Annotated in this window: 19 protein-coding genes; 2 read left to right on the forward strand and 17 right to left on the reverse strand. The window is 70.0% G+C overall.

What is annotated here, in order from left to right; translation table 11 throughout:
• Positions 1-133: 133 nt before the first annotated feature.
• The 10 genes from ACQPZX_RS30175 to ACQPZX_RS30220 form a co-directional block, all read right to left on the reverse strand.
• Complete coding sequence (locus ACQPZX_RS30175; RefSeq protein ID WP_433362351.1) at positions 134-1,324, reverse strand: MFS transporter; 1,191 nt, start codon at positions 1,322-1,324, stop codon at positions 134-136.
• A gap of 78 nt (positions 1,325-1,402) precedes the next feature.
• A complete protein-coding gene (locus ACQPZX_RS30180; RefSeq protein ID WP_433362354.1) occupies positions 1,403-2,962 on the reverse strand; it encodes a serine/threonine-protein kinase in 1,560 nt (519 codons plus the stop codon).
• A 52-nt stretch (positions 2,963-3,014) separates the two neighbouring features.
• Positions 3,015-4,550 carry a glycoside hydrolase family 13 protein gene (locus tag ACQPZX_RS30185; protein WP_433362357.1) on the reverse strand — a complete coding sequence of 512 codons (1,536 nt, stop codon included), beginning with the start codon at positions 4,548-4,550 and terminating at the stop codon, positions 3,015-3,017.
• A 239-nt stretch (positions 4,551-4,789) separates the two neighbouring features.
• A complete protein-coding gene (locus ACQPZX_RS30190) occupies positions 4,790-5,737 on the reverse strand; it encodes an aldo/keto reductase (protein ID WP_433362360.1) in 948 nt (315 codons plus the stop codon).
• Positions 5,734-6,783 (reverse strand): NAD-dependent epimerase/dehydratase family protein, encoded by a 1,050-nt coding sequence (locus tag ACQPZX_RS30195; protein ID WP_433362363.1) that lies wholly within the window; start codon positions 6,781-6,783, stop codon positions 5,734-5,736. The genes ACQPZX_RS30190 and ACQPZX_RS30195 overlap by 4 nt, the downstream gene beginning before the upstream one ends.
• Positions 6,780-7,136 carry a tautomerase family protein gene (locus ACQPZX_RS30200; protein ID WP_433362366.1) on the reverse strand — a complete coding sequence of 119 codons (357 nt, stop codon included), beginning with the start codon at positions 7,134-7,136 and terminating at the stop codon, positions 6,780-6,782. The genes ACQPZX_RS30195 and ACQPZX_RS30200 overlap by 4 nt, the downstream gene beginning before the upstream one ends.
• Before the next feature lie 16 nt (positions 7,137-7,152).
• Positions 7,153-7,941 carry a carbohydrate ABC transporter permease gene (locus tag ACQPZX_RS30205; protein ID WP_433362369.1) on the reverse strand — a complete coding sequence of 263 codons (789 nt, stop codon included), beginning with the start codon at positions 7,939-7,941 and terminating at the stop codon, positions 7,153-7,155.
• Positions 7,941-8,885 (reverse strand): carbohydrate ABC transporter permease, encoded by a 945-nt coding sequence (locus ACQPZX_RS30210; protein WP_433362372.1) that lies wholly within the window; start codon positions 8,883-8,885, stop codon positions 7,941-7,943. Before ACQPZX_RS30210 ends, ACQPZX_RS30205 begins: the two co-directional genes overlap by 1 nt.
• The gene (locus tag ACQPZX_RS30215; RefSeq protein WP_433362375.1) at positions 8,882-10,234 is read right to left on the reverse strand and encodes an ABC transporter substrate-binding protein; all 1,353 of its coding nucleotides are present in this window, start codon (positions 10,232-10,234) and stop codon (positions 8,882-8,884) included. Before ACQPZX_RS30215 ends, ACQPZX_RS30210 begins: the two co-directional genes overlap by 4 nt.
• A 133-nt stretch (positions 10,235-10,367) precedes the next feature.
• On the reverse strand, positions 10,368-11,390 hold the full coding sequence (locus tag ACQPZX_RS30220) for a LacI family DNA-binding transcriptional regulator (protein ID WP_433362378.1): 1,023 nt from the start codon (positions 11,388-11,390) through the stop codon (positions 10,368-10,370).
• Positions 11,391-11,499: 109 nt separating this feature from the next.
• Between ACQPZX_RS30220 and ACQPZX_RS30225 the strand changes: the two genes are divergently transcribed.
• On the forward strand, positions 11,500-12,753 hold the full coding sequence (locus ACQPZX_RS30225; protein WP_433362381.1) for an endo-1,4-beta-xylanase: 1,254 nt from the start codon (positions 11,500-11,502) through the stop codon (positions 12,751-12,753).
• Here the strand turns inward: ACQPZX_RS30225 and ACQPZX_RS30230 are convergent.
• The gene (locus ACQPZX_RS30230; RefSeq protein WP_433362384.1) at positions 12,750-13,241 is read right to left on the reverse strand and encodes a MarR family winged helix-turn-helix transcriptional regulator; all 492 of its coding nucleotides are present in this window, start codon (positions 13,239-13,241) and stop codon (positions 12,750-12,752) included. The two genes, ACQPZX_RS30225 and ACQPZX_RS30230, sit on opposite strands and share 4 nt — an antisense overlap.
• Positions 13,242-13,333: 92 nt before the next feature.
• Here ACQPZX_RS30230 and ACQPZX_RS30235 point away from each other — a divergent pair, with 92 nt between their 5' ends.
• Positions 13,334-13,909 carry an NADPH-dependent F420 reductase gene (locus ACQPZX_RS30235; protein ID WP_433362387.1) on the forward strand — a complete coding sequence of 192 codons (576 nt, stop codon included), beginning with the start codon at positions 13,334-13,336 and terminating at the stop codon, positions 13,907-13,909.
• A gap of 21 nt (positions 13,910-13,930) precedes the next feature.
• On the opposite strand, the gene ACQPZX_RS30240 is transcribed toward ACQPZX_RS30235, so the two are convergent.
• The 6 genes from ACQPZX_RS30240 to ACQPZX_RS30265 form a co-directional block, all read right to left on the reverse strand.
• Positions 13,931-14,797 carry a DUF6929 family protein gene (locus ACQPZX_RS30240; RefSeq protein ID WP_433362389.1) on the reverse strand — a complete coding sequence of 289 codons (867 nt, stop codon included), beginning with the start codon at positions 14,795-14,797 and terminating at the stop codon, positions 13,931-13,933.
• A gap of 26 nt (positions 14,798-14,823) precedes the next feature.
• Positions 14,824-15,498 (reverse strand): hypothetical protein, encoded by a 675-nt coding sequence (locus ACQPZX_RS30245; protein ID WP_433362392.1) that lies wholly within the window; start codon positions 15,496-15,498, stop codon positions 14,824-14,826.
• 530 nt (positions 15,499-16,028) lie between these two features.
• Positions 16,029-16,709: a hypothetical protein gene (locus ACQPZX_RS30250; RefSeq protein ID WP_433362395.1), complete on the reverse strand. Its 681-nt coding sequence runs from the start codon at positions 16,707-16,709 to the stop codon at positions 16,029-16,031.
• A 6-nt stretch (positions 16,710-16,715) separates the two neighbouring features.
• On the reverse strand, positions 16,716-17,093 hold the full coding sequence (locus ACQPZX_RS30255) for an RDD family protein (protein WP_433362398.1): 378 nt from the start codon (positions 17,091-17,093) through the stop codon (positions 16,716-16,718).
• A gap of 260 nt (positions 17,094-17,353) precedes the next feature.
• The gene (locus ACQPZX_RS30260) at positions 17,354-18,061 is read right to left on the reverse strand and encodes a class I SAM-dependent methyltransferase (RefSeq protein WP_433362400.1); all 708 of its coding nucleotides are present in this window, start codon (positions 18,059-18,061) and stop codon (positions 17,354-17,356) included.
• 38 nt (positions 18,062-18,099) lie between these two features.
• A complete protein-coding gene (locus ACQPZX_RS30265) occupies positions 18,100-18,990 on the reverse strand; it encodes an LLM class flavin-dependent oxidoreductase (protein WP_433362403.1) in 891 nt (296 codons plus the stop codon).
• Positions 18,991-19,008 lie beyond the last annotated feature (18 nt).

A 19,008-nucleotide genomic window follows, 5' to 3' on the forward strand; every position in this document is an offset into this window, starting at 1 on the left:
GAGGCGCCGCTCAGCGCGAGGCGCCGCTCAGCGCGAGGCGCCACTCAGCGCGAGACACCACTCAGCGCGAGACACCACTCAGCGCGAGACACCACTCAGCGCGAGGCACCACTCAGCGCGAGGCACCACTCGCTCAGCGCGGGGCAGTCGCCGGGGGCAGGATCGCCGGGGTCGTGGGCAGCCCGCGCAGCGCTCGCACCACCGGCAGCGTCGCCAGCAGGCCGATGACCGGAATGAGGAACGCCGTGCGCAACCCGACCGGCTCGGACAGCGCGCCCAGCAGCACGGCGCCGAGCAGCGCTCCGCCGTAGTTGAAGAGGTTGACCCGGGCGATCACCTCGTCGCTGTGGCCCGGTGTGGCCTCGCCGGCCGCGCTGAACGCCAGCGGGACGAGGATGCCCACGCCGATGCCGGTGAGCGCGAACCCGATGATCGCGGGCACGATCGCCGGGATGGCGACGACGATGCCGCAGCCGACCGCGCAGACCAGCAGGCTGCCCACCGCGGCGGCACCCCGCCCGATCCGCGGCACGACATGGTCGCCGACCAGTCGCGAAACCAGGACGGCGGCCTGGTAGGCGGCGTAGCCGAGCGGCACGATGGCTGCCGAGGCGAGCAAGGTGTCGTCGAGATAGACGGAACTCCAGGTGGACACGGCCGAGTCGGCGAGGAAAGCGGTGAAGATGAACGCCCCGCACACCATGACGACGTGCCGGGTGCCGTCGTGCCGCTTGTCGCCGACCAGCTCGGGCATGACCGTTTTCGCCGGTTCGAGCGACGAGAACCCGCCCAGCACAACGCCCGCGGCGACGACGGCGGCGACCCCGACGGCGAGAGCCGCTCCCCCGCCCGAGGCCGCGAAACCGGACATGAGCAGGGCCGCCGTGATGGCGGCGGCGGTGTAGGCGGCGAACAGGCGGCTCATGACGCTGCGCCCGAGGCGCGCCTGCACCAGAACCCCCTGCATGCTCAGGCTGGCGTCGACGGCGCCGAGCCCGATCCCGTACGCGATGAGGATGACCGTGAAAATCGGGGTCGGCGTGTGGAAAGTTGTCAGCCCGAGGCCGACGGCCACCGCGAGCAGGCCCCCGCTCAGCGCGTAACGGCTCCCCCAGCGCGCGGCGGCCTTGTCCGCGAGGATCGACCCGCCCGCCGCGGCCACGCAGACCAGCAGCAGGATGACGGAGACGAAACCGTCGTCGATCCCCTGCCGCTCCTTGAACGTCGGCAGCGCGGTGACCACCGCCGCGTAGCCGAAGCCCTGGGCGGCGTACCCGGCCCCGATCCAACCGGCCCGGCGCCCGCCGCTCACCTCTGTCCGCATCAACGGATCATCGTCGGAACGGGCCGCCGGGAACAGACCCCGCACCGATCGCCTTTCCGGAAACTTTCGCCCAGTGGCTCAGTTCGGGCCGCGGTCGACCAGGCTGAAGGTCGACAGCGGCCGGGCGTCGCCGACCTCCTCGACGAAGACCGTGTGATCGGAGGGGCTGTACTGGACGAAACCGTACGTCTCGTTGCCCAGCCAGTAGGTCGGCCGGCCCTTGTCGTCCTTGCCGTTGGCGGCGCTCAGCGAGAAGACCGTCGCGGCGGTCGGCTCGCAGGCGACCGGCGTCAGCGAGGCGGCGCCATCCGGGATGATCTTGACCCCGAGGCACGTCTCCTCGGTCGAGGACGCGTCCCGCAGGGTCCTGATCATGTAGTCGACCCCGTACGGGACCAGCAGGAACAGGGATTTCGCCCCGGTGCCGTTCCCGGCAACCACCTCGCTGTCGTGCAGGTCGAGGGCAAGGTCGCGGTCCGCCTCGGCGATGTGGATCAGCGTGCGGTGGCTACCGCGAAGGATCGCGGCATGCGTGTCGACCGGCGAGGGCGTGGCCCGGTAGGAAGCGGTGGACCCGCCGGACGGGCCCGTGGCCGACGGCTCGGGCGCGTTGGCCGCGAGAAGCTCGCGCGAGGCGAAGAGCCCGCCACCGGCCAGGACCAGGAGGGCAATCCCGACTATGGCGGCCGTCCGGGCGCGGCGGCGTGGCGGCCTGGGCGAAAGGGTGTCCGGCGCGACCACCTCCGGCGACACGAAACCCACCGCGGGCGACACCGGCTTCTCCACGCGCGGCGCGGGCGAGATCGGGGTCGCGGTTGCCGGGGCGGCTACCAGGAGGTGGAGCAGCTGGCGGGCCGTCGGGCGGTCCTGCGGCTCCTTGGCCAGGGCCCACTCCACCGCGTCGCGCAATGACACGGGCAGGCCGGTGAGGTCCGGTGGCTGGGTGAGGATCCGCACGGCGGTCGCGGTGGCGGAGTCGGCGTCGAAGGGAGTGCGGCCGGTTGCCGCGTACGCGACGACGGCGCCCCACGCGAAGATGTCCGCCGCCGCGGTGGTCGGGCGGCCGCCCGGTGCCGGGTCGAAGCGCTCGGGGGCCATGTACGCGACCGTGCCGACCATCTGGTCGGTGCGGGTGTGCCGGCTCGTCGCCTCGAAGGCGCGGGCTATGCCGAAGTCGATGACCTTGATGCCGCCCGGCGCGAGCAGCACGTTCGCCGGTTTGAGGTCGCGGTGGATCACGCCGGCGCCGTGGATGGCGGTGAGCGCGGTGGCGATGCCGATCGCGAGGCTGTGCAGGCCGGCGCCGGAGAGCGGGCCGTCCTCGCGCACCTTCGTCGAGAGGCTGGGACCCTCGACGTACTCGACCACCAGGTATGGCGGCTCGTGGTCGGGGTCGGCGTCGAGCACCTCGGCGGTGCAGAACGGCGGGACCTGCCGGGCCCGGTTGACCTCGCTGCGAAAGCGGGCGCGAAACTCGCCGTCGCCGGTGAAGTCGATCCGCACGGTCTTGATCGCGACCGGCCGGCCCTCCGGCGACCGGCCCAGGTAGACCGTGCCCATGCCGCCCTCGCCGAGGCGCCCCACCAGGTCGTACCGGCCGATCCGTGTGCCGTCCCCCGGCCGGAGTGGCGTCGCCATCCGGTCCCCCTCCATCGACGGTCGTCGCGCGACGTAACCATAGAGGAAGGCGTCAACGCAGCCAGGCGGCGGCCTCCCCGGGCAGCATGCCGCCGGCGACCGGCGCGCTGGCGAGAAGCACCTCGCCGGCGGGCAGCGGGACCGGGCCGGCGCCGGTGTTGACCACGCAGACGACCTGCCCGGGAGTACGCCGGAAGCAGAGCACCGCGTCGTCGCCGGTATCGAGCCACTCCAGGCCACCGTCGCCGAGATGCTCGCGGCGCAGGGCCAGCGCGGCTCGGTAGAGCGAAAGCATGGAGTCCGGGTTTCGCTGCTCGGCCTCGACAGTTTGCGCCGCCCATTTCGCGGGCTGCGGCAGCCAGGTCGGCTCGGTGGCGCCCGGCGGGCTGAACCCGAACGGCGGCGCGCTTCCCGACCAGGGCAGGGGGACACGGCACCCGTCGCGGCCGCGCTCGGCGCCGCCCGTACGCAAGAAATTGGGGTCTTGCCGCATGGTGTCGGGAATGTCGAAAACTTCCTCGAGCCCCAGCTCCTCCCCCTGATAGAGGTAGGCGCCACCGGGGAGCGCCAGCATCATCAGCGCCGCGGCGCGCGCCCGTCGCTGCCCGGTCTCGCCGCCGCCGTAACGGCTCGCGTGGCGCACCACGTCGTGGTTGGAGAGCACCCAGGTGGCCGGCGCCCCGAACGGCGTGAGCCCGGCGATCGTGTCGTCGACGGCCTTGCGGAAGGCGGCCGGGTCCCAGGGCGCGACCAGGAAGGCGAAGTTGAAGGCCGTGTGCAGCTCGTCGGGGCGCAAGTAAAGGCCGAGTCGCGCGAAATCGTAGACCCAGGCTTCCGCGACGGTGACCCGGTCGCCCGGGTACGTGTCGAGGATCCGCCGCCAGCCGCGCCAGATCTCGTGCACCTCGTCCTGGTCCCAGAACGGGTGGCCGGGCTGAGCGACGTGCACGGGCAGCCCCGGGTCGAGATCCTCGGGGAGTTCCCGCAGCGACGAATCTTTCCGCAAGCCGTGCGCGACGTCGATGCGAAACCCGTCGACGCCGCGGTCGAGCCAGAACCGCAGGATGCTCTCGAACTCGGCGACCACCTCGGGGTTCGTCCAGTCGAGATCGGGCTGCTCGGCGTCGAAAAGGTGCAGGTACCACTGGCCGTCGCCGACCTGGGTCCACGCCGGACCGCCGAAGACCGACTGCCAGCCGTTGGGCTTGTCGCGGAAGATGTACCGGGCGCGGGCCTGCGGATCGCCGGCCAGCGCCCGCTTGAACCAGGGGTGCTTCGACGAGGTGTGGTTGGGCACGAGGTCGACCACGACGCGCAGGCCGAGCCGGTGCGCGTCGGCGATCAGGCGGTCCGCGTCGGCGAGGGTGCCGAAGAGCGGCTCGACGTCGCGGTAGTCGGCCACGTCGTAGCCGGCGTCGGCCTGCGGGGACGGGTAGAACGGGTTGAGCCAGATCGCGTCGACGCCGAGCTGGGAGAGGTACGGCAGGCGCTCGATCACGCCGGGCAGGTCGCCGACGCCGTCTCCGTCGGAATCCGCGAAACTTCGCGGATAGACCTGATAGATAACCGCGTCCCGCCACCAGGCCACCGGCTCGGCTCCCTTCGCCCTGCGCCGGAAACTTTCCCCGCGCCGTGAAAACCCAGGATCTCACCTCCCCCGGCGGCCCGAGCCCGAACCGTGCCCCGACCGTCCCGAGGCGCCGGCGGGCCGACGCCTCGGGGGTGGCGCCACCGTCTGGCGGATCGAGGCGCCCAAGGTGGCAAGGGGTCGGCCGCCGGTCCTGAGCGGGTGAGCCGAGCGCGAGCGGAGTGCGCGGGCCGAGTGCCCTAAGCCGGCGGGTCGAGCCAGTAGTTCGGGTCGGGGGTGAGGGCGTCCAGCTCGGCCCAGAGGGAGTCTGGGATCGGGGTCTCGGCGAGGGCGACCGTGCCGGCGACCCGCTCCGGTGATGACACGCCGACCACCGTGGAGTGGATGAACGGGGCGCGCAGCGAGAACTGCAGCGCCGCGGCGGCGAGGGGCACGCCGGCCCGGGACGCCGCGTCGCGCATGGCGACGGCGGCGTCGGCGAAGGTGTCGTCGCGGCGGCCGTAGGCGTACTTCTGCTGTTTCTCCGGGCCCTTCGCCAGCATGCCGCCGCCGTACGGCGCGGCGTTGAGCACGCCGATGCCCCGAGCGGAAGCGTCGCGGAAGAGTTTCTCGGCCGAGCGGTCCAGCAGCGTGTACCGGTTGTGCGTGAGCACCACCTCGAAGACGCCGGTGTCCAGGTACTGCCGCATCAGCTCGACCGGGCCGCCGGCGACGCCCAGGTGCTCGGCCAGCCCTTCCCGCTTGAGCTCGGCCAGCGTCGCGACCGGGCCGCCCGGCGCGGTTCCTTCCGCGAAACTTATCCGCTCGGGGTCGTGCAGGTGCAGCAGCTGGACCCGGTCGAGGCCGAGCCGCTCAAGGCTCTCCTCGAGCGACTGGCGAACCCGTTTGCCCGAGAAATCGCCGGTGTGCGGATCCGGGTCGACTTTCGTGGCCAGCACGACACCGGGCGGAAGCCCGCCCCGCCCGCGCAGCGCCAGGCCGATCCGCCGCTCGGCCGAGCCGTCCTCGCCGTAGCCGTTCGACGTGTCGACGAAATTGATCGCGCCGCCGGCGAAGACCGCGTCGACAGTTTCCACCGCCTGACGCTCGCTCACCTCGTACCCGTACAGGCCGGGCATGCTGGCGAGCGGGCTCGTTCCCACGCACAGGGCCGTGACCTGCAGTCCCGTGCTTCCCAGCGAAATCACGCGGGCACCCCCTTCGCAACGAAAATATCGCGGGCGGCGTGGTAGGCGTCGACGATCCGGCTGAGGACGGCATCGTCGCCGGCGTCGCCGCGGGTGCTCTCCGGGTGGTCGCGGCGCCACTCGACCATGCGGCTCGCGGAGCGATGGAACGTGAGCCGGGGCGCGAAACTCGGCACGAAAGTTCGGATTTTCGTGTTGTCGAAGACCGCGCTGTGCCCGAGGTCGCCGACCATCTCGCCGGACCAGAACCACTCCGGCGCCACCAGCGGAAACATCTCCGAGGCGACGTGCACCAGGCGGGCCTCGACGCCGAGCGCAGCCGCCATGATCGTGTAGATCTGGTCCCAGGTGTAGACGTCGGGGCCGGTGATGTTGAAGGTCTCCCCCACCGTCCGCGGGTTGCCGAGCAGGCCGACGAGGCCCTGCGCGAAATCCTCGGCGTGGGTGAGGGTCCAGAGTGACGTCCCGTCGCCGTGCACCGGGATCTCGGCGCCGCGGGCCATCCGGTCGACGACGGTCCAGCCGCCGGGCAGCGGCGGGTTCGCGTCGTCGTAGGTGTGCGACGGGCGCACGATCGTTACCGGGAAACCTTTCTCCGCGTACGCGTCGAGCAGCGCCCTCTCCGCGCGCCACTTCGCCGTCGCGTATGGGAGCGGGGGGTTGGGTCCGGTCGGGGTGGACTCGTCGATGGGCACCTGGCGCACCGGTTTGGCGTAGATGGAACCCGAGCTGATGTGCACGTACTGGCCGGTGCGCGGCCCGAACAGGCCGGCCATCCGGAGCGCGTCGCTTTCGTCGTACGAAAGAAAATTGACCACGGCATCGAAGGTGCGGTCGCCGATCGCGTTAGTCAGCGCGGTTTCGTCGGCGACGTCGGCGACGAGCGTCTCCACCTCGCCGGGCAGCCCGCGTTCCTGCCGGTTGCGGCCGCGGTTGACGACCGTGACGCGCATGCCCGAGGCGGCGGAGAGCCGCACGCACGAGGCGCTGATGGTGCCCGTGCCGCCGAGGTAGAGCACGTTCAGAGGGGCGGGGTCGATGCTCATTTTCCGGCGTACCAATCCTCGAAGCCGTTCTCGGTCAGGCTGATCAGCACGTCCTGCGGGCGGATGCCGAGCGGCTCGAGCCGGGCGACGACCGCCTCGAAGAACTGCCGTTTCGTGGTCACCGGGTACATGTGGACGGCGATCACTCGGATCACCAGCAGGTTCTGGCGGTCCACGCTGTTGTAGCCGGCATCGAACTTGAGCTCGCCGGGACCGTGCGGCTGGAAGATCTGGAACCGGTCGTCGGCGGGGATGCCCAGCGCCTCGATCTGAGCGTCGTGGATCGCGTTCCCGATCTCCTCGTGGGATTTCTCGAAAGTTTCCCGGTCGAGATGGACGTGGATGAGCGGCACGGGTGTCACCTTGCTTTCACTTGATGGCGCCGGCCGAGAGGCCGCGCTCGAAGAGGCGCTGGAGGCTGAGGTAAGCGACGATCTCGGGGATCGCGGTGATGACGGCCGAGGCGAGGATCTTCGTCTGGTCGTTGCTGAACTCGCCCACGAAGAACTGCGGAACCAGGGTGATGGTCTGCAGGCTCGGCGATTGGAGGAAGACCAGCGGCATGAGGTAGTCGTTCCACGCCGCGACCAGCGTGAAGATGATCACCGCGGCGGCGATCGGCCGGGTCAGCGGGATCACCAGGTAGCGGAACCCGCGGTACGAGTTCGCGCCGTCGACGCGGGCCGCCTCGAACAGCTCGTCGGGCAGGCTCTTGATGAAGTTGCGGGTCAGCAGCACGGCGAACGGCACCTGCAACGCAGCGAGCGGCAGGATCACCGCCCAGTAGGTGTCGTAGAGGCCGAGTTTCGTGTCGGTCGCGAAAAGCGGCGCGAGCAGGACCACTTCGGGCAGCGTCAGGCAGGCCAGCAGCAGCCAGAAGTAGACCTCGCGGAAGCGGATGTGCAGTTTCGCGAAACCGAACGCGGCCATCATCGTGACCACGTAGACCAGCACGATGACCGCGGCCGCGATGATCACGCTGTTCACGAAGAAGCGGGCGAAGCCCGGCACGCCGAGGACCGCGCGAAAGTTTCCGACGCCCTCGCCGGCGAAGGCGCCCTTGACCATCACGATCAGCGGGAACAGGTACGGCAGCACCAGGATGGTGGCCACGATCTGCAGCGCGATGCGGCCGGCCCGGGAACGGATCTCGAACATCAGCGCCGCCCCGCATCCCGCTCGCGCCCGGCGAGCTGCAGGACGAGGGCCATGATGAGTGCTACCACCAGCAGGATGATGGAGAGCGCGGCCCCGTACCCGACGTGCGCGAGCGGGATGGTCTGCCGATAGATGTAGGTGCCGAGGAACTCGGTGGCGTAGTTCGGGCCGCCGATCGTCACCAGGTACGGAACGTCGAAAGTTTTCAGCGCGCCGATCGCGCCGAGGATCGCCAGCGCAATCGTGGTGCCGCGCAGCTCGGGCCAGATGATGCTGCGCAGCGTGCGCCAGTTGCCGGCGCCGTCCATCCGCGCCGCCTCCAGCACCGACGGGTCGACCTGCGTCATCGCCGCGTAGTAGAGGACGAACGTGACGCCGGTCCACTCCCAGATGGTGATGAACATGATCACCGGCAGGGCGGTGCTGGTCTGGCCGATCCACGGCTGGGCGAGCGATCCGAGCCCGACGTGCGAGAGCACCGCATTGAGCTCGCCGTCGGGGGCGAACATGTGCCGGAAGACCGGCGCCATGATGGCCGGCGCGAGCACGACCGGGATGAAGACGATCACCTTGTAGAGCCCGGCCAGCCGCAGGCGGGAGTGGGCCATGACAGCGAAGGCCAGCCCGAGGATCGTCTGGATCGCGAAGGTGACCACGAAGAACACGACCGTGTGCCGGACGGCGGTCCAGAAGACCGGGTCGTGGAAGATCCGCGTGTAGTTCTTGCCGCCGACGCTCTCGGGGCCGGGGCTGATGCCGTCCCAGTTGAGCGTCGAGATGTATCCGGTGTAGGCGATGCCGTAATAGATCAGCCCGACGCTCAGCACCAGCGCGGGGAGGATCCACGGCAGGCCCGGCGGCCGCCGGGGGCCGCGGCGCCCCGGCCGGCCGCCGCCGTTCACAGCGGCTCGCCCGGGGCGCGTCAGCGTGGACGACGCGGTCACTTGAAGGTCACTCCCGCGGCCTCGGCGGCCTGCTGGAGGGTCTTGGCGGCGTCGGCGGGGGTCGCCTTGCCGGTCGCCACCGAGGTGGCCGCGGCCAGGATGCCGGTCTGCACGTCGGCGCTGAGCAGCGCCTCACGCGGCTCGGTGACGTCGCCGACCTTCTCGATGAGCTGCTCGACCGGGTCCTTCTGCGAGGCCGCGTCGACCAGCTGGATCGTGCTGAAGTCGGGCTCGACGCCCTTGAGCGCCGGCAGGTCGTTCAGCTGGTTCGCGATCGCCTGCTGGCCTTCCTTGCTGGTGGCCATCCACTTCACGAAGGTTTCCGCGGCCGCCCGCGACTTCGCCTTGGTCGAGATGGCCAGGCCGAAGTCGGCGTCGCCGTACATCTCGCTGGTGTTGCCGGCGCCGGCGACGTCCGGGAAGGCGATCGGCAGGATCGGGAAAGGTTTTGCGCCGCTGACCCCGGCCGCGCCGAGCGCGGCGGTCATCGCCTTGCTGGTGGCGTACTGGGTGTACCAGGTGCCCATCATGACCATGCCGTACTTGCCGGTCAGGAAGTCGTTGTTGGCGTCCGGGTACTGCTGGTAGCCGACCGCGCCGGGCTGCATGATCCCGCTGTCGAACAGCTGCTTCCAGATCTCGAAGGTCTTCACGATGCCCGGGTCGGTCCACTTGGCGTCGCCGGTGGAAACCTTTGTCCACAGGCCGGGCTGCACCGAGTTGGCGATCGACTGCAGCGTGTCCTGGTCGAAGCCCTCCTGGGCGGCGCCCTGCACGAAACAGCCGACCTTGTTCTGCTTCAGCACCTCACAGACGTGCTGCCATTCGGCCAGCGTGGTGGGCGGCTGCAGCGAGTACTTCTTGAAGATGTCGCCGTTGATCCACAGCATTCCGGCGTAGACGGAACCCACCGACAGCGCGGTGAGTTTGCCGTCGGCGGAGAGCCCGCTGATGCCGATCGGCGCGACCTTGGACTTCCAGTCGGCGCCGAGCGCGTCCTCGGCGAGTTTCGTCTGGTCGACCGCGAAGGATTTGAACTGCGACACGTACGCCCCGGGCTGCATGTCGAACACGTCAGGCCCGTTGCCGGAGGCCAGTGCGGGACGCAGCGCGGCCACCCAGTCGGAGATGCTGACCAGCTTGAAGTTGACCTTGATGTTCGGATACTGCTTGTTGAACGCGGCGATGTAGGTGTCGGCCGTCGCGTTGTCGGTCGGCGTCCAGCCCCACCAGTTCACGGTGCCGGAGGTCGCGCTCCCGGCGTCGGCGGAGCTGTCGGATCCGCCACCGCAGGCGGTCAGGGCGGATATGGCCAGAGTCGCGGCGGCGAGGACGGGCAGAAGGCGCATGGGACCCTCTCCACTTCTCATGGAGCTTGCGGGCATCAGGAAAGTAAGAGGGCGGTCCGGACCAGAGGTCAGGACCGCCCTGGCTGTTGCCCGAGGCTAGGCCGCACGAAACTTGCGCGTCAACATTTCTTGATTACTTGGAAACTTTCGTTGGCACGGTAGTGCTCGCCCGGATCACCAGCGTGGTCTCGATGTCCGTCCGGCTGGAGCTCAGCTCGGGCTCGCCGCCGAGCCGCTGGATCATGTGCACGGCGTCCTGGGCCATCCGCGCCAGCGGGACGTGCACGGTCGTCAGCGGAGGCCCTGCCCACTGCGCGATCCGGAGGTCGTCGTAGCCCACCACGGAAAGCTGATCGGGGATGTCGATGCCCAGGGAGCGGGCCGCCTCGTAGACGCCCAGCGCGTACAGGTCGGAGGAGGCGAAGATCGCAGTGGGCCGGTCCGGGCGTGACAGCAGCGTGAGACCTTCGGCCAGGCCGTCGGCGTGGTGGAACTGGCCCGGCCGGATGAGCGAGGGCTCGATCGGGATGCCGGCCGCCTCGAGCGCCGCGGTGTACCCGGACTGGCGGGCGGCCGAGGCCATCATGTCGGCCGGGCCGGTGATGATCCCGATGCGGCGGTGCCCCAGGTCGATGAGGTGGCGGGTGGCCAGGTAGCCGCCTTTCCAGTCGGCGGAGCCGATCGACGGGATGTCGGGCGCCGGGGTGCCGGCGGGGTCGATGGCCACGATCCGGATGTCGCGCGAGCGCAGCCTCTTGCGGTCGGCCTCGGGCAGGCGGCAGGCGATGAGAACGACGCCGACGGGCTGGCGGCTCACCACGTCGTCGACCCACCCCGGATGCGGCAGATTGTCGGCGTTCGCGCCGGTCAGCACCATGCCGAAGCCGCCTTGCCGGGAGGCCTGCTCGATATGGGCGACCACCTCGCTGCCGAACGGGCTGTCGATCTCGTAGCAGAGCACCTCGATCAGGGGCGCGGTCTGCCTTCTCGTCGCGCGCGGCTGATACCCCGTCTTCTGGATCGTGGCCTCGACCAGGGACCGCGTCTCGTCCGAGACACCTGGCTTGCCGTTGAGGACCTTGGAGACCGTAGGGGTCGTTGTGTTCGCCAGCCTGGCGATGTCGGCCAGGGTGACAGCGCGGGGCTTGCTGGGCATGTGCATCGAGCCTGTCTGTGTGATTCCGCGCCGTTGACGGCGTCGAGCGGGCTTACCTATGCTGCGATTTTCCACGATAGTTTCGCACTCTCTAGAGAAAGTTTCCACGATGTCGACTCTCGATCATCGGATTGGTGAGACCACGCTCACCGTGCTCGGGCCCGACCGCCGCCCCGCCGCCGAGCGGCTCGTGACCGTCGCACAGCAACGGCACGCGTTCGCCTTCGGCAACATCGGCTTCGATTTCGTTCCGCTTGTCGGCGGACCCGATCCGGAAGTTATAGACGACGTCGAGGGCTTCGGCGGAGTTATCCACAGGGGGCCGGGTCTCGACGTCCTCGCCGGCCTGTGGACAAACCTTTTCAACAGCGCCACTTTGCCCTTCTATTGGGGCAGATATGAGCCGCTACCGGGCATGACGGACGCGGCCCGGCTCGAAAAAGTGGCACGCTGGTTCGCCGATCAAGGCGTCACGGTCAAGGGCCACCCGTTGCTCTGGCACACCGTGCAGCCGTCCTGGCTGATGGGGCTGGAGCTGGACGAGGTCGAGCGCCGGATCCGGACGAGGATCCACGACGTGGTCGAGCGTTTCGCGGGACTGATCGACACCTGGGACGCGATCAACGAGGCCGTGATCATGCCGATTTTCGCGAACGGGGAGAACGCCATCACCCCGCTGGCCCGCGACCGCGGCCGGATCGCGATGGTGCGGATGGCGTTCGAGGAGGCGCGCGCCGCCAACCCGTCGGCCACTCTCGTGCTCAACGATTTCGACCTGAGCTCGGCGTACGAAATCTTGATCGAAGGTGTTCTCGAGGCCGGCATCGCGATCGATGCGATCGGTTTGCAGACGCACATGCACCAGGGTTATCGCGGCGAGGAGTACACAAACACCGTGCTCGACCGGTTCGCCCGCTACGGCCTGCCGCTGTACATGACCGAGACGAGCCTGGTCTCCGGCCACCTGATGCCCAAGGAGATCACCGACCTCAACGACTACCGGATCTCGTCGTGGCCCAGCACGCCGGTCGGCGAGGCCCGCCAGGCGTACGAGATCGTCCGGCACTACCGTGCGCTGGTCGAGCACCCGGCCGTCCAGGGCATCAACTACTGGGGGCTGACCGACGACGGCGCGTGGCTCGGGGCGCCGATCGGGCTGCTGCGGGCGGACGGCACGCGAAAACCGTCGTACGACGCGCTCGAGTCGCTCATCAAGGACGAGTGGTGGTTGCCGCCGACCGAGATGCGCACCGACGCCGACGGAAAGTTGACGGTGCGCGGCTTCTTCGGTGACTACGAGATTTCCGGCGCGCCTTTCTCCATCAACGCCGGCGGTGCCGGACAGGCAGAGGTGATCCTTTAGCGGTCGTACCTCTCGTAGATCGTGGATCGCGCGCCGTCCGGGTCGACGCGGTGCAGGATCGCGTCGGCGATCGCGGCCAGCTGGTTCACCTGCTCGTGGGTGAGCGCGTCGATCACGTACTCGCGCACGGTCGCGACATGGCCCGGCGCGCTTTCCTCGACCTTCTCCCAGCCCGCTTCGGTGAGGCGGGCGTTGGTCGCGCGCCGGTCCTCGGGGCAGGGGAAGCGCTCGATCAGGCCGCGCGACTCCAGGCGCTGCACGACGTGCGACAGCCGCGCCAGCGTCGCGGTCGTGTGCTCGGCCAAAGCGGTCATCCGGAGTGTGCGCTCCGGCGCCTCGGAGAGCATCGCGAGCACGTAGTAGTCGAAGTGGGTGAGCTGGGCGTCGCGCCGCAACTGGGCGTCCAGCGCGGCGGGCAGCAGCTCCAGCACCGCGGCCAGTCGCACCCAGGCCGCCATCTCCCCCGTGTCGAGCCATCGCGTATCCACGATCACATTCTGACAGGAGCTTTGGTTGTTGCTACAACCTACATCGTTGTGCGATAGTTGTTGCTACAACCAATTGGCTTCAGGAGGCCACCATGGCGAAGATCAGCATCATCGGCAGCGGAAACATGGGCCAGGCGATCGCGGGCATCGCGGCCAAGGGCGGCAACGAGGTCGAGCTGCTCAACACCTCGCACGCGGGCCAGGTCGTCGCCGGCGACATCGTGGTGCTCGCCGTGCCGTACCCGTCGGTGGCGACCGTTCTCGCCGAGCGCGCCGACCAGTTCGCGGGCAAGGTCGTGGTCGACATCACCAACCCGATCGACTTCGCGACTTTCGACGGCCTCACCGTCCCCGCCGACAGCTCCGCGGCCGCCGAGATCGCCGCCGCCCTGCCCACCGCGCGGGTCGTGAAGGCCTTCAACACCAACTTCGGCGGCACCCTCGCCTCGGGCAGCATCGGCTCGGAGACCACGACCGTGCTGATTGCGGGCGACGACGCGGACGCCAAGGCGCTGCTCTCCGGCGTGGTCGCCGCGGCCGGCCTCAAGGCCGTCGACGCCGGGTCGCTCAAGCGGGCGCGCGAGCTGGAGGCGCTCGCTTTCCTGCAGATCTCCCTCGCCGCGGGCGAGAAAATTTCGTGGACCGGTGGTTTCGCCGTCACCGCCTGACGAATTCCGCGGCCGCGCCTTCTAGTAAGTGACCTTCAGGGTCAACTGCTGCGAGGGCGCGGCCGGGTCGTCCGCGTCGACCACTGCCAGCAGCCTCGACCCCGCGAAAGCCAGGCCCTCGACTTTCGCATTCAAAAGACCTTCATCCCGTACGCCTTCGTCGTCCAGCAACATCAGCGCAGCCCCCGCGACCGGCCCGTCGTCGATCGCGTTGGACGTGTCCTCGGCGACCGCGCTGACCAGCACCAGTCCGTCGCCGGCCGCCACCGCGTCGGTCACGCCGAGCGTGACGCCCCCGACCTCGCCGAGCTCGTAGTGGCGCAAGTTTCCGACCGCGACCTCGCGTTCCCGGCCCTCGACCGTGGCCAGCAACGCGGCCAGATCGACGTCGACGGAAACTGTCGGCGCCCCGGCCGCCCGGTTGGCGCGCTGGAACCACCGCAGCCGGTTCCCGATCACGCAGGCGCCCTCGAGATTGAGCTGATCGGTCAGGCCCATGGCCGCCGCGACGTCGCGATAGATTAGCGAAAGGTCCGCCGCCGTGAAGGAGGAACTTTCGCCGGCGCCGAGCCGCACCAGCGAGGCCCGCATCCGTGCCGGCGACGACCCCGAGCCGAGCAAAAGCGCCGCGTCCCCGATCGCGCAGGCCGCCTCGAAATCGGGCTTCAGATGCTTGGTACCCGCCGCCTCGCTGAACACCTCGAGCCCGTCGACGGCATCGATCACGCGCACCGGCGTGATCCCTGCCGGCCGCACCCACGCCGCGTGCGTCGCGTCGTCCTGCACGACGAGCCAGCCGCCGCCGAAGGGCGCGATCGCCGATGCGGCCCGCACCGGCGATCCGTCCGCAAACGACAGCGTGGTCGTCTCCTCCACCACCACCCTCATAACGTCGAGGATCCTTCATCGCGGGCCTATTGCGGTACGTTCCAGGCCTTCACCGTGACATTGAGGACACCGGTGTCGTCGTCCCGGGTGATCGAGTCGACGGTGACGAAGACCAGTTTCTGGGTGATGCCCTGGGCGGAGGCCGCGTTCTGCGACGTGATGAAGCAGAGCGTCATGCCGCGGCGCGCGGCGGTCGGGGAACGTCCGGGGTCGGTGCGAATCGTCTCGAGGCAGTCCGAGGGGGTGGCGGTAGGCCCGGTGACCTCGGCGAACTGCAGCTCGGTCGAGATCTGGCCCGGCTCGCAACCCGCGTAGGAGAGCTCGCTGATCTCGTAGGCCACGCCGACGCGCGGCGGCTTGTCCAGGTCGACGTAGGTGCCGCTGCTGCCGCAACCGGGCGAGCGCACGCGGAGGTGCTCGCCCTCGTAGGCGACCTGGAACTGGGCCGACGGACTGATGTCGCCCGGGGACGCCGACGCCTCGGGGGCAGCCGGGGCATCCGTGGTCTCGCCGGTGGCCGGTTCGGTGGTGCCTGCGGCGATGGGGTCGGCCTGCGTCGCCGTGCCGGTCACGGCCGCGCCGGGTGCGGGTGCTTCGCCGGCGCTCTGCGCGCTCGCGGCAAGCGTCGCCGCCTCGTCGCTGCGGCCCAGTGCGAGCGCCGAGACGACGACGCCGGCGAGGGCGAGGACCAAGGCGGTCACAGCGACGACGAGCGTGACGACATGCAATCCGCCGCGCTGCTTTCGAGCCGGCGTGGGCGGCGCCGCGGCGGGCATGGCCTGGGTGGCTCGGGTGGCCTGGCCCGAATGCGCCGAGGGACCGGGCTGCGCCGAGGGACCGGGCTGCGCTGAGGGACCGGGCTGCGCCGAGGGACCGGGCTGCGCTGAGGGACCGGGCTGCGCCGCGGGGCTGACCGGCGCAGCCGCGCCGGATTGCATGAATGGGCCGGGCTGCGGGAACGCGCCGACCTGCCCCGGCGGCCCGAATTGCTTATGTGGGCCGGATTGGGCAGGCGGGGCCGATTGCCCGGGCCGGCCGGATTGTGCTGGCGGGCCTGAATGGGTGGGCGGGCCGGCTTGAGCGTTGCGGGTGTTCGGGGCGGGCGGTAATGAGCCGGGTTTCGGGCCGATCGGCACGGCGGCGGCGCCCTGCGCGGCGCCGGGCGGAGGCGGCGGGAATGGGCTCGGAGGATTCGACACGTCAGTCGCTCCTTGGGAAATTCTTGGCTTGGCTAGGAGTGTGCGAGAGCCGGATTGCCGAGAGTTATCTCGCTGTCGGGGAATTCGCAGGTCAGCTGGATCCGCAGCTTCTCGGTCCCGTCCAGGGGCACTTTCAGGCGGCTCGCGGGCCCCTTCTTCAGGGTTCGATTGGCCGCTTCCCGCCCGTCGGCGAAGATCTTTATCTGGACCTTGCTGTCGGCGTCGGGCGCCTTCGACACGGTCAGATCCGTTTCCAGGCCGGCGTAGCGGCGCAACAGGTCGTACTCGACTGTGCGCTGCCGGTCGTCCGACTGCCCGCTGGCGCAGGGCATGACCAGGCCTCCCCCGCCGGCGTGGATGTTGGCGCCGCCGGCGGCAGGCGCGAGCGAGGCGAGGGCGACCGTGCCGGCGACCGGGGTGACCGGCGTCGCGGCGGCCGGGGTGGTGGACCCCGTCCCAGCGGCGGGTTGTGTCGTGGAAACTGGCGCCGGCGCGGCGGAAAGTTTCGCCTCGGCGGTCGTGGACGAGGCCGGCGAGTGGGGCTGTATCCAGGCGAAATACCCGAAGATGGCGGCCACGATCGCGACCACGACGCCGACGCCGGCGAGGACCACCTGCGTCCACGAGGCCGCGTCGGCCACGTGCCGCCGGTGCGCTTCCGACGGCGTACCCGTGCTGGTTCTGTCGTTGAACTTGCGGTCCTGAAGCGACATGGGCGATCACACGTGCCGGACGATGGAGCCCGCCATGCGGTCGTGCAGCGTGCGCTGGCGGTCGCCGAAGACCATGAACGAGTCGACCCAGAAGTAGATGCCGCAGCTCACGGCGTCGAGCAGCCAGCCGAGCAGGCCGTCGACCACGAGCGAGCGGAACGCCATGCGGCCCCAGCCGAAAGCCTCGCCGGTATTGACGTCGGCCACCACGTGGCCGAGCAGGCTCTTCGCCGGAGTCTGGCCGTTGGACCAGGTGATGCACGACCAGATCAGCCAGCCGATCCCCAACGTGACAATGAGGAGCAGCCCATCGAGCAGTCGCGCGCCCAACCGGCCGCCGGCCGAGACGAGGGAATACCCGTAAGGATTAACCGGAATGAGCACCGGCGGCGGCGAATAGGGCACCGGGGCCGGCCGATAAGGCTGGACGGCGTATCCAGCGGGTGGCGAGTAAGGATATGAGGGCCGATAGTTCTCGCCCCCGTGCGGCTGCGTCATGGTGATCCAGCGCCCCTTTTCCGACGGGATGTGGAATCACGCTGATGCAGATCTCGAATGCGCGATATCCGCCGCCCGGGTGTTCACTGTGTCCGGTCGGTCGATGTGCCGAATCGGAGGGCGCGGCGAATGGTCCGGACGGGAGCTCAAAGGCGACGGGCGACCAGGATGATCTCGGGTGATTCGGCCGTCAGCGGGGTGCGGCGCCAGTCGCCGTACGCGGCATGGAGAGCGAAACCGGCCGCCTCGAGCGACCGGACCAGGGCGGCAGCCTCGCGGAACGCGAGGATGTCGCGGTCGCAAGTTTCCGCACCGGTTTGCGGATCGCGGGTGAAAGTGTCGTAGGCGACGAGCGGCAGCGACACCCAGGCGGTTTCGTGCCAGAACTCGACCGGGCCGACGAAACGCAGCGTCTCCTCGCGGGTCCAATGCTCCCAGCCGCGCGCCGCCGGGTTGCGGGACTCGAAGGCCAGCACGCCGCCGGGGACGAGGGCGCGGCGCAGGTCGGCCAGGGCGCGTGCCCATTCCTCGTCGTCGCGGAAGACCTGGGCCGCGTGGCCGGTCATGACCGCGAAATCGGCCGAGCCGGCGCCGGCCCGGTCGCTGAATCCGAGCCGCCAGTCGACCCGATCGGCGCCCGGCATGTTGCGCGCGACATCGAGCATCGCCGGGTCGGGATCGATCCCGACAGCAACGCGGCCCGGGGCCGCCAGATCACGCGTCAGCGTCCCGGTACCGCACCCGAGGTCGAGCACGCGGGTGGCGCCGGCCTCGGAGGCGAGCGCCAGGTAGAACAGGTGGTCGTCGCGGCCCGGGTTGAGCTCGTCGTAGGCGGCGGCGAAGTCCAGGGCCATGCTCGCAGTCAGCCCTGTCCGGCGGGCGCGCGCAACCCTCATTGGCCGGCCGCGCGCACCGCCGGGGCGATCTCGTTGGCCCAGCGCTTGAGCGAAATTTCGTCGGGGTTGCCGCCGTCCGGCGAGAACAGCATGAAGCCCGAGGCGTCGTGCTCGAGGACCGCGCCGGTCAATTCCTCGATCCACTGGTCCACCGAGCCGCCGACCCAGCGCCCGTCCCGGTTTCGCGTCGCGGCCAGCGGGCGGTCGGTGATGCGGCCGGGAAAGTTGAAGACCGTGCGGATCGAGCGGGGGTCGCGGCCGGCCGCGGTGGCGGCCTCGTCGATGATCGGGCGCGACGAAAGGAAGCGTGGGCTGCGCCAATCGGCGGCGTGACCGGGGATCCAGCCGTCGGCGACCCGTCCCGTGGCGGCCAGCGAGCGCGGTCCGACCGAGCCGGTCCAGATCTCGGGGGCGGGCGCCGGGGACGGCTCGATTTCGTCGAGCGAGTGGAAACTACCGTGGAAAGTTACCGGCGCGCCGCCGCCGGAGAGCATGCGGACGACGAGCACGGCTTCCTCGAAGGCGGCCACCGCGTCGGACGGGGAGAGCCGCGGCACGCCCATCGCGGTGATCCGATCCCACAGGCCGCCCGCGCCCATGCCGAGCACGACGCGGCCGCCGGACAGCGCCGACAGCGACGTCACCGTCCGCGCCAGCAGCGGCGCCGGCCGCAGCGGCACGTTGGTGACGTTGGCGAAACCGGCTATCCGCCGGGTGCTGCCCAGCAGAAAACCCAGGCTCGCGTACGCGTCGAGCCGCGCGCCCAGATAGGGATGGTCGGACAGCGAGAACAGGTCCAGCCCGTCGTCATCCGCCTGCCGAACCATCCGCGTCAGGTCCGCCAGGTCCGCGAAATCGCTGTGCGCGCCGAAACCGAAAACCGCCATGCGCCAAGCGTCCCGAGG

The organism is Actinoplanes sp. CA-142083, from assembly GCF_050942195.1.
Lineage (GTDB): Bacteria > Actinomycetota > Actinomycetes > Mycobacteriales > Micromonosporaceae > Actinoplanes.

What these genes read in the sequence shown, in the direction of transcription:
- ACQPZX_RS30260 (WP_433362400.1), bottom strand. Translation starts at nt 18,061, where the DNA reads ATGGCCCTGGACTTCGCCGCCGCCTACGACGAGCTCAACCCGGGCCGC.
- ACQPZX_RS30240 (WP_433362389.1), bottom strand. Translation starts at nt 14,797, where the DNA reads ATGAGGGTGGTGGTGGAGGAGACGACCACGCTGTCGTTTGCGGACGGA.
- ACQPZX_RS30220 (WP_433362378.1), bottom strand. Translation starts at nt 11,390, where the DNA reads ATGCCCAGCAAGCCCCGCGCTGTCACCCTGGCCGACATCGCCAGGCTG.
- ACQPZX_RS30265 (WP_433362403.1), bottom strand. Translation starts at nt 18,990, where the DNA reads ATGGCGGTTTTCGGTTTCGGCGCGCACAGCGATTTCGCGGACCTGGCG.
- ACQPZX_RS30180 (WP_433362354.1), bottom strand. Translation starts at nt 2,962, where the DNA reads ATGGCGACGCCACTCCGGCCGGGGGACGGCACACGGATCGGCCGGTAC.
- ACQPZX_RS30225 (WP_433362381.1), top strand. Translation starts at nt 11,500, where the DNA reads ATGTCGACTCTCGATCATCGGATTGGTGAGACCACGCTCACCGTGCTC.
- ACQPZX_RS30195 (WP_433362363.1), bottom strand. Translation starts at nt 6,783, where the DNA reads ATGAGCATCGACCCCGCCCCTCTGAACGTGCTCTACCTCGGCGGCACG.
- ACQPZX_RS30205 (WP_433362369.1), bottom strand. Translation starts at nt 7,941, where the DNA reads ATGTTCGAGATCCGTTCCCGGGCCGGCCGCATCGCGCTGCAGATCGTG.
- ACQPZX_RS30235 (WP_433362387.1), top strand. Translation starts at nt 13,334, where the DNA reads ATGGCGAAGATCAGCATCATCGGCAGCGGAAACATGGGCCAGGCGATC.
- ACQPZX_RS30250 (WP_433362395.1), bottom strand. Translation starts at nt 16,709, where the DNA reads ATGTCGCTTCAGGACCGCAAGTTCAACGACAGAACCAGCACGGGTACG.
- ACQPZX_RS30215 (WP_433362375.1), bottom strand. Translation starts at nt 10,234, where the DNA reads ATGCGCCTTCTGCCCGTCCTCGCCGCCGCGACTCTGGCCATATCCGCC.
- ACQPZX_RS30175 (WP_433362351.1), bottom strand. Translation starts at nt 1,324, where the DNA reads ATGCGGACAGAGGTGAGCGGCGGGCGCCGGGCCGGTTGGATCGGGGCC.